Annotated in this window: 13 protein-coding genes; 9 read left to right on the top strand and 4 right to left on the bottom strand. The window is 44.0% G+C overall.

Going from position 1 to position 12,461, the window contains the following annotated elements:
- The first annotated feature begins 7 nt into the window (after positions 1-7).
- From N0824_RS09850 to N0824_RS09820, 7 genes are all read left to right on the top strand, one after another.
- Complete coding sequence (locus N0824_RS09850) at positions 8-1,435, top strand: hypothetical protein (RefSeq protein WP_108936632.1); 1,428 nt, start codon at positions 8-10, stop codon at positions 1,433-1,435.
- Between the two features lie 77 nt (positions 1,436-1,512).
- Entirely contained in the window at positions 1,513-2,328 is an 816-nt protein-coding gene (locus tag N0824_RS09845; protein ID WP_108936631.1) for a Cof-type HAD-IIB family hydrolase, read from the top strand.
- Positions 2,329-2,403: 75 nt separating this feature from the next.
- The gene (locus N0824_RS09840) at positions 2,404-3,138 is read left to right on the top strand and encodes a dienelactone hydrolase family protein (RefSeq protein ID WP_066029859.1); all 735 of its coding nucleotides are present in this window, start codon (positions 2,404-2,406) and stop codon (positions 3,136-3,138) included.
- A 96-nt stretch (positions 3,139-3,234) separates the two neighbouring features.
- Positions 3,235-4,092 (top strand): S1 RNA-binding domain-containing protein, encoded by an 858-nt coding sequence (locus N0824_RS09835; protein ID WP_108936630.1) that lies wholly within the window; start codon positions 3,235-3,237, stop codon positions 4,090-4,092.
- Positions 4,093-4,209: 117 nt separating this feature from the next.
- Positions 4,210-5,052, top strand: a complete 843-nt coding sequence (locus N0824_RS09830) for a DUF6671 family protein (protein ID WP_108936629.1) — start codon at positions 4,210-4,212, stop codon at positions 5,050-5,052.
- 13 nt (positions 5,053-5,065) lie between these two features.
- Positions 5,066-5,725, top strand: coding sequence for a class I SAM-dependent methyltransferase (locus N0824_RS09825; RefSeq protein ID WP_108936628.1), 660 nt, complete (start codon positions 5,066-5,068; stop codon positions 5,723-5,725).
- Positions 5,726-5,751: 26 nt separating this feature from the next.
- Positions 5,752-6,615 carry an NAD(P)-dependent oxidoreductase gene (locus N0824_RS09820; RefSeq protein ID WP_108936627.1) on the top strand — a complete coding sequence of 288 codons (864 nt, stop codon included), beginning with the start codon at positions 5,752-5,754 and terminating at the stop codon, positions 6,613-6,615.
- Between the two features lie 288 nt (positions 6,616-6,903).
- On the opposite strand, the gene N0824_RS09815 is transcribed toward N0824_RS09820, so the two are convergent.
- Both N0824_RS09815 and scpB read right to left on the bottom strand, forming a co-directional pair.
- The gene (locus N0824_RS09815; RefSeq protein ID WP_002735620.1) at positions 6,904-7,254 is read right to left on the bottom strand and encodes a DUF760 domain-containing protein; all 351 of its coding nucleotides are present in this window, start codon (positions 7,252-7,254) and stop codon (positions 6,904-6,906) included.
- A 134-nt stretch (positions 7,255-7,388) separates the two neighbouring features.
- The gene (gene scpB / locus N0824_RS09810) at positions 7,389-7,907 is read right to left on the bottom strand and encodes an SMC-Scp complex subunit ScpB (protein ID WP_108936626.1); all 519 of its coding nucleotides are present in this window, start codon (positions 7,905-7,907) and stop codon (positions 7,389-7,391) included.
- A 61-nt stretch (positions 7,908-7,968) separates the two neighbouring features.
- On the opposite strand from scpB, the gene N0824_RS09805 reads away from it, so the two are divergent.
- Together N0824_RS09805 and N0824_RS09800 are read left to right on the top strand one after the other, a co-directional pair.
- Positions 7,969-8,781 (top strand): inositol monophosphatase family protein, encoded by an 813-nt coding sequence (locus N0824_RS09805; RefSeq protein ID WP_046662194.1) that lies wholly within the window; start codon positions 7,969-7,971, stop codon positions 8,779-8,781.
- A 58-nt stretch (positions 8,782-8,839) separates the two neighbouring features.
- A complete protein-coding gene (locus N0824_RS09800) occupies positions 8,840-9,604 on the top strand; it encodes an ABC transporter ATP-binding protein (protein ID WP_108936625.1) in 765 nt (254 codons plus the stop codon).
- 146 nt (positions 9,605-9,750) lie between these two features.
- Here N0824_RS09800 and ndhD1 read toward each other — a convergent pair whose 3' ends face one another.
- Complete coding sequence (ndhD1, locus tag N0824_RS09795) at positions 9,751-11,334, bottom strand: photosynthetic/respiratory NAD(P)H-quinone oxidoreductase subunit D1 (protein ID WP_108936624.1); 1,584 nt, start codon at positions 11,332-11,334, stop codon at positions 9,751-9,753.
- Positions 11,335-11,702: 368 nt separating this feature from the next.
- Positions 11,703-12,440 (bottom strand): phycocyanobilin:ferredoxin oxidoreductase, encoded by a 738-nt coding sequence (locus tag N0824_RS09790; RefSeq protein ID WP_108936623.1) that lies wholly within the window; start codon positions 12,438-12,440, stop codon positions 11,703-11,705.
- Between the last annotated feature and the right edge of the window lie 21 nt (positions 12,441-12,461).

Here is a 12,461-nt window from a genome sequence, read left to right as displayed (position 1 = left end):
CAGGAATTTGAAGCGACGCACGCTCATCATTATAGGTACGGGGGCGGCGATCAGTGCGGTGGCCGTCCGGATTATCCATCGTCCCGAATCGGCGGCGGAATTGCGGGCTAAAATGCCCCTAGCTGAAAGAATTAAGCTCTGTCTCGATCTGGCTAAGATGAAACTAGCCACTACGATCGATTATCTCGATAGTTATGCCCGTCGGGGCATTCTCTATCCCTATCTTACCCATCCAGAGTCATCGGGTTTTAACTTCTTAAATTGGCTACGGAGGGGGAATAGTCCCACCCCCGGCACTTGGAAGTTAGAAAAAGCCGATTTTTGGGCGGCAGGGGCTTTTCCTGCTCTATTATGGAAAATTGCTGACTTAGAATCAAACCCTATGGATGCGGGATTTTGGGCAGCTGCTGCGAAAAAATGGAGCGATCCCTTAAAAGAAGCCAGTTTGAAGAACAAAGATATCGCTCTTAATAATGTACTGGTGTTTGCTCCTTGGTTTGAGTCGGGACAGGGCAAGGAAAAACAGACAGCTTTAGAGATAACTTTACGGGGGGCCAGACAACTAGCGCAACCCTTTCAGGATGGTAAAGGGAGTTATCACACCGATATCGGGACTTTTGGCTGGTTACGCAAGGCCGATCGCACTGATCGGCAAGAACATTGGCACGTTTTTATGGACCATACGATCAATATAGAACAACTGCTCTGGGCAAGTCGCCACAATTCTGACCCCAAGGAAGCAAAAGATTGGCAAGAAAAGGCCCTTTCCCACATCCGCACCATTAGCCGCACCTTTGGCGCTAACCGTCGCCCGGGTAAAACAGGAACTTGGCAAAGAGGCTATTTTGATCAAAATGTCAACTCTCCCACCTATAGAAATTTCTTATTTAATGAGGGAAAACAGGGTTGGCGTGATGATAGCACTTGGTCCCGGGGTCAAGCTTGGTTTATTTATAGTGCCACGACGGCCTATATTTACACCGGCGATCCGGAAATGTTAACCATTGCCAAGGCTGCCATTAATTATTATCTGGAAAATTTGCCCGATCGTTGGCCCGGTGGACAAAGACGCGCCGGAGATTTTATTCCCCCTTGGGACTTTGATTATGCCTTGCAAAAAAATGCCGCTACCGAAAGGGATTCTTCGGCAGCAGCGATCGCGGTGGCGGGGATGATTCGCTTATTAAAAGCTTTACCCAGCAGTGATCCTAGTTATGGAACCTATCGAGAGGCGATCGATAATACTCTCTTGAATTTGACTTCTTTTGCCTATTTTCCCGACGAAACCGCCCCAGAGATGAGTCTATTGCGTCATGGTTGTTATCATCATCCCGCATCGATCCAACCCACCCAAATCTATGATACGGGTTTAATTTGGGGAGACTTCTTTTTTATGAGTGCTTTGGCTGAATACCAAAATTTACCCAATACTTAACAGACCACTTAATTCTTGCCCTTTTTGATGGGGGAAGTGGCAAACTGTTAACTGTTACCGTTGAATGGGAAAAGACTGTGGATATTCGCTTAATCGTTGTCGATGTGGATGGAACGATCGCCGGTGATAACAATCAGGTTAATCCGGCTGTGGTGCAAGCTGTCTCGGCCGTCCAAAAAAAGGGGATTCCCGTCGCTATTGGCACTGGCAGGATGTACCGCTCGGCTTTACGTTTTCATCAACGCCTTAAATCGACTTTACCTTTAATTGCTTACAATGGCGCTTGGATTCAAGATCCTGTTTCCCAAGTTCACCATCGACATACCCCCATTTCCCCCGACTTAGCGATCGATCTTTTAGATTATCTCGAACAACCCCAATGGAAGGGGAAAATCTCCCTTAATTTTTATATGGACGATGTGCTTTATGTGCGGCAATTAAACGCGGAAACGGAATTCTATCGGCAGCGATCGGGTATTATTGCCGAAGCAGTGGGAGATTTACGCAAAGTTGCCCACAAAACCACTAAAATCCTGGCCATGGGGGAAGATAAGCAATTTATCGCCGAGATTTGGCAGCATTTACAGCAACGCTATCAAAATCAAGATTTATACTTTACCCAATCGAGTCCGACTTTTTTTGAAGTTACCCACGTTGAGGCCACTAAGGGAAGCGCCACCCAATTTTTGGCCGAAGATATCCTAGGATTACAACCGCAAAACGTTATGGCGATCGGTGATAATTTTAATGATGTTTCTATGCTCACCTATGCGGGTGTCGGTGTCGCCATGGGTAATGCTCCCCAAGCCGTTAAGGATCAAGCCGATTGGGTTGCCCCCAGTGTAGACTTAAATGGGGTGGCCGCAGCCTTGGCAAAGTTTGTTTTAATTTGAGGAATGGGGGGATGGGGAGATTCAACTAAAACCCCAACACCCTAAAACCCCAACACCCTTTTCATCGAGAAAATTATGACTATTAATACGCAAACTGTTACGATTTCTAACAAAGATATTGACATAGATGCCTATTTAGCCATTCCCGATCGAGTGGGAATTTATCCGGCAATTATCGTAATTCAGGAAATATTCGGCGTAAACGACCATATTCGCCATGTCACCCGCAGAATTGCCCAAGAAGGCTATATAGCGATCGCACCTGCCATTTATCAGCGATTTGCTCCCGGTTTTGAAACGGGGTACAGTATGGCAGATATCGAAATCGGTCGTCAGTATAAGGAACAAACCAAAGCAGCCGAATTACTCAGCGATATCCAAGCCACCATCGATTATCTTTATAGTTTGCCACAGGTGCAAAAAACCGGTGTCGGCACGATCGGTTTTTGTTTTGGTGGTCATGTGGTTTATCTTGTCTCCACTCTAGAGGATATCAAAGTTACTGCCTCTTTTTACGGTGCGGGAATCACCACGGGAACCCCCGGCGGTGGCCAAGCGACAGTGAAGGTGACTCCCCAAATCAAGGGGACAATCTACGCATTTTTCGGGATGTTAGATGCGAGTATTCCTCAAAAGCAAGTGGATGAGATAGAACACGCATTAACCCGTAATCAAATTCCTCATCGAGTTTTCCGCTATGAAAACGCCGACCATGGCTTTTTCTGCGACCAAAGAGCTAGTTATAATGCTAAGGCGGCCAAATCTGCCTGGGATCATGTGCTAGAGTTATTTAGTCTTCTTAAATCTTAATGGTCTGACCCCTCAAGCTTCAGCTTACACTGGAAGCAGTTCGAAATCACATTTGTAACCATTCTATTTATCATGACACCGAACCCTGCCTTTTCCATGGACGATTTTGCCAAAGCTCTTGATCAATACGATTATCAATTTGAAAAAGGGCAGATCGTGCGCGGGAGAGTAGATCAACACACCTCCGATGGAGCATTCATCGATATTGGCGGCAAATCCTCCGCTTTTATTCCTTTAAGGGAAATTTCCCTGGAAAATGTCACTTCCATTGCTGAAGCTTTACCCATAGGTGCAGAATTCGATTTTCTGATTACCCGTGGACAGGATGCGGAAGGACAAGTTACCCTATCTCTGCGTCAATTATTACTGCAAAAAGCTTGGGAAAATGTCAGGGAAATCTCTGAAAGTGGCAAGTCGGTGCAGCTGCGCGTCACGGGGGTGAATAAGGGAGGAGTGACGGGGGAAGTGGAGGGATTAAAAGGATTTATCCCTCGCTCCCATTTAATCGAAAAAAATGATTTAGATTCCCTGATCGGACAACTTTTAACCGCAACTTTTATTCAAATCGATCAAGAAAATAATAAGTTAGTTTTGTCTCAGCGAGAAATTGCTCGCGCTAACGCTATCAGTCAATTAGCTGTGGGTAAATTATTAAGTGGCACCGTGGTTAAATTACAACCCTACGGTGTCTTTGTCGATTGCGGTGGAGTGACGGGATTACTCCATGCTAAACAGGTGACGGGAGCCTCTTTTAATTCTCCCATGACTTTCTTTAAAGTTGGTCAAGCAATTAAAGTGGTAGTCGCGGAAATTGACGAATATAAAAATCGCATTTCCCTATCTACAAAAATCCTGGAAGCGCACCCCGGTGAAATTATCGAAAACTTTGCAGAAGTCATGGAAACAGCAGCAGAAAGATTAAAACAAGCTCAGGAAAAAACCCCAGCAACTTAGTGTAGGGTGGGTTAGGCGACAATAATTTAGATATTTTACCACCTATTTAGTATTCGCCGTAACCCACCATCAGTTATCAGTTATATTTGTCTCCTGTCTCCTTTTTACTTGACAAAGATGTTTCAAGATCGGATAGCAATTTTAGGGACTATGCACGGAAAAGAGCGGGTAATTGCACCGATTTTAGAGGAAAAAATAGGTCTTAAGGTGATTGTACCCGATAATTTTAATACCGATCGCTTTGGCACTTTTACCCGGGATATTAAGCGCATCGGGACACAAATTGAAACCGCGCGCAGGAAGGCACAACAAGCGATCGAGCTTTCGGGATACGATATCGGAATTGCTAGTGAGGGTAGTTTTTATCCCTATCCCAACTTGCCGCTAGTTTCCTGTAATCGTGAATTGATTTTATTGCTCGATCGAGTCCATAATCTAGAAATAATTGGTCAAGCAATAGTCACGGAAACTAATCACGCTCACCAAACTGTCACTAATCTAGCAGCTGCTTTAGAATTTGCTGAAAAAATCGGGTTTCCTAGTCATGGTTTAGTGGTGATGTTTGATAAAAATTCTCTCGACTCCGAGCAGATTTTTAAGGGAATTACTGACCAGAAAAATTTAGTTAAAATTGTTGAAGATATTCTTGACAAAAACGGCAAAGTACACCTAGAAACCGATATGCGTGCTATGCACAATCCCACGCGGATGAAAGCAATTGTTGCTGCGACAGCAAATCTTGTTCAAAAACTTAATCAATTATGCCCTAATTGTGGTTGTCCGGGGTTTGATATTATCGAAAGAAAAGCGGGTTTACCCTGTGGTTTATGTCACTTTCCCACCTCTTTAATTAAACTGGAAATATACGGTTGTCAAAGGTGTGATTATCGAGAGGAAAAACTCTTTCCCAACGGTCAAAAAACTGCCGATCCTATGTATTGTGAATATTGTAATCCTTAAAGATAGCTTTTCTATGGAAAGAATTTTAGAACCAGAAGTAATGGATGATCGGGAAGAAGCGATCGAATATGATGCCATGGACTTCACTGAAGTTAATACTAATTTCGCTAAAGAAGCCGTACAATTGGCCGGTATTAATGCTAGGGTATTAGATGTAGGAACCGGTACTGCACGCATTCCGATTATGATCAGTCAACTACGTCCCCAATGGCAAATTATCGCTATTGATCTGGCCGATTCTATGTTAGAAATTGGTCAAAAAAATATCCTTAATGCTAACTGTCAAGAACAGATCAAATTGGAGAAAGTTGATGGAAAAAATCTTCCCTACCAATCCGAGCAATTTGATTTAGTTATTTCTAATAGTTTAATCCATCATCTCGAAAATCCTCTGCCTTTTTTACGCGAAATTAAGCGAGTCTTAAAACCCAATGGTGGCATTTTTTTAAGAGATTTATTCCGTCCCGATTCCGAGGAAATAATCCAGGGGATGGTGAGGGAAATCGATCCTAATTTTTCTCCCCGACAATCGCAACTATTTCAAGACTCCCTGCGAGCGGCTTTTACCCTAGCAGAAATCGCCGATTTAATCCAGCAGTCGGGATTAAAAAATGTTAAAATTTATCAGTCTTCTAATCGTCATTGGACAGCCATAAAAACAAGTAAAAACTAATCACTAAATCAGGGAAAAATTAAGTTATGAAAGTTGGATTTTTGGGAACAGGATTAATGGGAACGCCAATGGTAGAAAGATTATTAAATCAGAAAATTTCTGTTATTGCCTATAATCGCACCTTAGAAAAATTAGCACCTTTACAGCAGTTGGGAGCCAAAACAGTTAACTCTCCTGAACAAGTAATTCAAGAGGCAGATTGTCTGATTTTAATGTTAACTAATGCCGCCGCTATCCAAGAGGTGTTAGGATTAAATTCCGAGCAATCTAACTTTAATAATCGGACTATTATTCAGATGGGAACTATTGCTCCTTCTGAAAGTAAACAACTGCGAGATCAAATTGTGGCTAAAGGGGGAGAATATCTAGAAGCACCCGTGCTAGGAAGTATTCCCGAAGCTAAAAAGGGGACTCTCTTAGTTATGGTGGGAGCAACGGAGAAACAGTTCCATCAATGGTCAAATTTATTAGCATATTTTGGTCAAAAACCGATGTTAATCGGGGCAGTGGGAACCGCCGCAGCATTAAAATTAGCTTTAAATCAATTAATTGCCTCTCTAACCAGCGCTTTTGGTTTGAGTTTAGCTTTTTTATCCCAGCAAGGAGTAGATCTAGAAAAGTTCATGACTATCCTGCGTCAAAGTGCCTTATATGCGCCTACTTTTGACAAAAAATTAACCAGAATGTTAGAGAAAAATTATGCTAACCCTAACTTTCCCACTAAACATTTACTGAAAGATGTTAATCTTTTTTTAGAGGAATCGGAGAAGTTAGATTTAACCACTTTTCCCCTAACAGGAGTACAGCACCTTCTTGAAAAAGCTTTAGCAATGGGATTAGCAGAACAAGATTATTCAGCTTTATACGAGGCGCTGAAAAAAGAATTATAAACTGCTTGGCAACATCAAAACGACTCTCTTTGGTTTGTGTAGGAAGAAAACCCGGTAAAAGGCTTTAAATTTTCCTTAAGCTTTGTTGAGGTAGCCGGAAGAGGGGGTTAGAGTGGGAAGTGATGGAATTTTGGGCATATTCTCCTATGACGCTGACTGAATTTGGATTATTAGCGGGTTTACTTGTCCCCGGTATCCTGCTCTCGATTTTGGTGATGGTGAGTTTTGCCAAAGGGGGTTAAAAACCGATAGAGACACCGATGAAAGTGTCTCTGTATTGGGTGAAGATTAATCTATTTTGGGTTTTTTGCCCAATTTAATTGATTCTGTAGCTAACAAAATTGATTCTAAATGATGGCGCTTCTCCACTTGACCGAGGAAATAACCTGTCATCATCGCTGAAGCGAGAAGATTCGCCAAATTCTCGCGGTCGGTGGTAATTTGTACCGCAAAATCCTCTGAGGGCAACATTCCCACCAATCCCCTGACGTTTTGCGAGATAATATCTTTAATTTCGCTACTGACCGATTGGGCTATTCTCTCAAGGGTTTCAGGATGCTGCTGCTGGAGATACTGCATCAGACAGTTATCATTTTGTTCTTCGGTTTCCCAGGGAAAAAAATCAGGATTAAAAGTCATCAGAACTCCCACGCTGTAGTGGTTATTGGATATAGGTTAACAAATCGCTCTTCTTGATTGCCTGAAGCCCCCCCCATCTTCTTCAAGTTTAGCTCAGTGATCAGAAATATTTACCCATAATATACCCTCTCTCCCTATTCCTGATCGGTAGGTTCCAGAATACCCTGTTCTCTAAGATTGTCAACCTCGAAATATTGATGAAATTTATCGGTTACTTCTAACCAGTAGGATCTACCTTCGTTTTGCTTGCGTTTTCTCACAAATCCTCGTTCTACCAAGTCCTGAACCTGTTGATAGGCCGTACTGCCCCGTAAATTAATTAAATCCGCTTGTAAAATCGGTTCTTTTATTGCGATCGCTGCTAAAGTGCGGAGGGTTCCCGTGCCTAATTCGGCCGGGATCAGGTCTTCGATCAAATTCTGATAAGCTGACCGCAATTGTAAACTATAACCGAGGGGGGTTTCCACCACTTCCAAGGCACTATCCCGGTGGGCATAATCGGACATTAACTCGATCATGGCATCTTCTACCGTCAAGCGATCGCTGTTGGTTAATGTCACCATCTCGGTTAAGGGGACAGGCTGCCCTTTTAGGTAAAGTATCGCTTCTAGACGGGTAGCTAGTCTGATCTCCTTGTGGGGTTCCGCGCTCAATCTCGACTACCTAAGTTTAGACAATGATTTGATATTCTACTAGAAGACGAACGAGAAAATTATGGAAACTTTTTGGAGTCAGGTTTTAGACTTTTGTTATCAGGCTACTGGCCAGGTTGGCGATCGCTTACTGGCTGATTTTGGCAAATTACAGGCCACCAATAAAGCAGATGGGACTTTAGTGACGGCTGCCGACCGTTGGTCTGATGGGGAATTGCGATCGCTAATTGCTGGCACTTTCCGGGATCATGGAGTCCTAACCGAGGAAACTACCCATATTTTCCCGGATCAAGAATGGTGTTGGGTAGTGGATCCGATCGACGGCACGACTAATTTTACTCGCGGTATTCCCATCTGGGGCATTTCCCTAGGACTTCTCTACCGGGGCACTCCTGTGTTCGGATTTGTTTATCTCCCCTGCCTAAAACAGGCCTATTATGGTTATTGGTACGGTGAGACGGGTTTAACCGGTCCGCTAGGGGCCTACCGCGACGGTCAACCGATTCACACCAGCGAAGATTTTCCTAGCAAAAATCATCTGTTTAATCTCTGCGCTCGTAGTACAGATATATTAAAAAATCCCTTTCCCTGCAAAGTGCGGATGATAGGAGTGGCTAGTTATAATCTGCTTTTGGTTGCCGATGGCACGGTTTTGGGAGGAGTGGAAGCAACCCCAAAAGTCTGGGATATTGCCGCCGTTTGGGCAATTCTACAGGCCGCCGGCGGGGTATTTATCTCTTTAGGAGAAAAGATTTTTCCCTTGCAGCCTGGGGAAAATTATAGTGATCGCTCCTATCCCTGTTTAGCCGTAGCTCGATCGAATTTAGCGCCGGTTTTCTTGCCTCTGGTCGGTTTTCTCAAGGACGTTGCTTGAATGGAAAATTGCTCAGGTTAGAATAGCTGCATTTATTGGTTTTATCTCTATTTATTTCATGAGTTTTGATACTTCCTCTCTCAGCCAACGCAACGATAAAGCCGAAGTCTATCAGCCAGTAATTATTCGCCTCGAAAATGTCTCTAAAATCTACGGCAGTGGCGAAACCATGGTTAAAGCCCTTAATAACATCAATTTAAGCCTGAAAAAAGGGGAATATTGCGCTATTATGGGGGCTTCGGGTTCGGGAAAATCCACAGCCATGAATATTATCGGCTGTCTTGATCGTCCCACCTCGGGGTCCTATTATCTAGAAAATCTGGACGTTTCCACGCTGCCGGATGGGGATTTAGCTCAGATTCGCAATCGTAAAATCGGCTTTGTTTTCCAGCAATTCCATCTTTTACCCCAGATGAGTGCGCTAGAAAATGTCATGTTACCGATGATTTATGGTGGGGTTCCTCCCCAGGAAAGAAAGGAAAGAGCGATCGCTGCTTTAACGAGGGTAAAATTAGATAATCGACTGCACAATAAACCGAATCAATTATCGGGGGGACAACAGCAGCGCGTCGCTATTGCTAGGGCAATTGTCAATCAACCCATATTATTACTTGCCGATGAACCCACGGGGGCGCTAGACTCGAAAACTACCCAAGAGGTGATGGCTATTTTCTCGGAATTGAATAACAGTGGCATTACTATCGTCATGGTAACTCACGAGGCTGATGTGGCGCGTAATTCCGGACGCATTATCTGGTTTAAAGATGGTGAAGTGGTTTATCCTAATCTGGCACCGACGGATTTACACGAGGTGATTGGGTAGGATGGGGATTTTTCGGTAATCAGTGAACAGTAATCAGTAAACAGTGAAAAGACAGTGGGAAACTACTATTTAATACTGCTCACTTAATACATACTGCTCACTTAAAACTCAAATCTGATAACTGATAACTGATAACTGGTAACTCCTTAGATTTCGGGAGCTTTTAGGGAATAAAGGGAGAAACTAGGGGTTTTTGCCTTTGCCTGTTGTACCAAACTGGGGACAGAATTACGCGCTAGGGCGGTTAATTTATTGGTAGTAGCATCGTAAATCGTCGTGGCCACTTTGGGATAGAGTCCAATGCCGATAATTGGCACTAATAGAGAAGCGATGATAAAGACTTCCCGGGGTTCCGCATCCACTAGGACATGGTGTTCTTCTAATTCCTTATTTTCCGGCCCATAGAGAATTTCTCGCAACATGGACAAGAGATAAATCGGGGTGAGAATGACACCGATAGCTGCTAAAAAGACGATGATGACGCGGAAAGTGGGACTATAGGCATCACTGGTGGCAAAACCGATAAATACCATTAATTCCGCCACAAAACCGCTCATACCGGGCAAAGCGAGGGAAGCGAGGGAACAGGTAGTCCACATGGCAAAAACTTTCTTCATTTTCTTGCCGACACCGCCCATCTCGTCTAACATCAGGGTATGGGTGCGATCGTAGGTACAACCGACCATAAAGAATAAACTCGCCCCAATCAGTCCGTGGGAAATCATCTGTAACATCGCCCCACTTGTGCCAATATCGGTAAAGGAAGCCATACCAATCAGGACAAATCCCATGTGAGAGATGGAAGAATAGGCAATTTTGCGCTTAAGATTGCGTTGGGCAAAGGAAGTTAAGGCGGCGTAGATAATATTAACTACCCCTAAAATCACCAAAACGGGGGCGAAAACGGCGTGAGCATCGGGTAACATCCCCATATTCATGCGTAGGAGCGCATAACCACCCATTTTAAGCAAAATTCCCGCTAGTAACATATGGGCAGGGGCAGTGGCTTCGCCGTGGGCATCCGGTAGCCAAGTATGGAGGGGGAAAATCGGCAGTTTTACCCCGTAGGCAATCAGAAAACCAGCGTAGAGGAATAATTGCAGTTTCAGGGGAAAATCCTTGCCGGCAATAGTCACCATGTCAAAGGAGACGGTATCGCCATAAAAAGCCATCGTCAGCGCCGCTACAAGGATGAAGAGAGAGCCTCCGGCGGTGTAAAGGATAAATTTGGTGGCTGCGTAGAGACGGCGTTTACCGCCCCAAATAGAGAGGATGAGATAGACGGGGACCAATTCTAATTCCCAGACGAGGAAGAACAGTAACAGATCCTGCACGGCAAACACCGCAATCTGTCCCCCGTACATCAACAGCATCAGGAAGTAGAATAGTTTCGGTTTAAAAGTCACCGGCCAAGCCGCTAAGATAGCCAGAGTGGTGATAAATCCCGTTAAGATAATCAGAGGCATGGAGAGGCCATCGGCTCCTAAGGACCATCTTAGGTCAATTTCGGGCAACCATTGGTAACTTTCCACTAATTGCAGATTGGGATTAGCGAAATCGTAACTGCTATAGAAAGCGTAGATAATTAGGGCAAAGTCGATTAATCCCACCGTCAGAGCAAACCATCTCACGGTTTTACCGTCTTTATCGGGAATTATGGGAACTAATAAAGCGGCGACGATGGGAAAAAGGATGATGGCAGTTAACCAAGGAAAGTTCGTTAGATTCATCGGCTGTTTTAATATTTATTTAATCGTCAGAATCGAGAAATTAAGCTAGGGCTTTTTGACGGTTTTGCTAGGTAAAACCGCCTTTTTTCTCTTGTTCTCGCGGTTACATTTGACTGTACCTAACCCAATCTAGCAATTATTTTCCCGTCCTTGTCTGTTAATATTGTTAAGTTTCAAGAGACTTCTGGCCTAATTAGGGTTTGAGAGTTCAAAAATGGGAAAAATAGCGATGAGGTTGCAGAAAATCTCTAAATAAGAGGTAGGTGTTAAAAATTGTCGGCTCCCCCCTTATTAAGGGTAGGGTTGATTCATGAATCAACCCTGCGATGAATCAACCCTAGGAGCAAGGGGGGAGGGGATAGTTCAGTTTAATCGGGCAGATCAAAGAGAACACCCGTCATATAACGCTCTGCCCATTCCCAACCAAAGGCTTTTTCTAGTACACGCCGAGTTTTATCGTTTTTTTGCTGTTGACTACAATAATCCCGTTGTCCCTGTAAATAAATGCGCGCTTCTTCCCCGGAAAGAGGCTGACTTTCCTTAGCACATTTGCAGTGAATTGTCAAGAAATCTGTAACTCTTTGTAAAAATTGTCGTTCCTCGGCGGCGGTTTCGGGTCGAATAAACAGACAATATTGGGAGAAAATATGACCCCAAGGCGGTAAATCACGAGCTTGGGCGAAATCAGCCCCAGGTAAAGCCGCTAAAGCCTGATTATAGGCACTAGGGAGAGTTTTATCGCTACTGGTGGGAGAAAGATCCACAATAGCGGCACTGATTCCCGCTTTGCCGGAGACTATATCACATCCAAACATCGGCAGCGGATATTCTGAACGGGGGAACATGACACAGTGGAGAATATCCAAACCATTGCCCAGTTTAGCCAGTTCTAGGTGCATTTTGCGGAACTGGGGAGTTTGATAGCAGCGATTCTCGATAATTAATTTTTCCCCTTCTAAACGTCCCTCCACATAGCCTAAACCTTCCGGCAACTCAAAGGGCGACAAATCAAGATAATTTTCCCAGTGGGACAGAATTGCTGTGGCTAATTGTCCAATCAGGGGATGAAGTAACGGTAAAATTTCAGGGTTGGTAACGGCTATCATAGGTCAGTAATCAGTAATCAG

Origin of the sequence: Microcystis sp. 0824 (assembly GCF_003112475.1) — a bacterium.
Lineage (GTDB): Bacteria > Cyanobacteriota > Cyanobacteriia > Cyanobacteriales > Microcystaceae > Microcystis > Microcystis aeruginosa_C.
The sequence above is the reverse complement of the archived record's forward strand: the minus strand, read 5'-3'. Positions and strand labels throughout refer to the sequence as shown.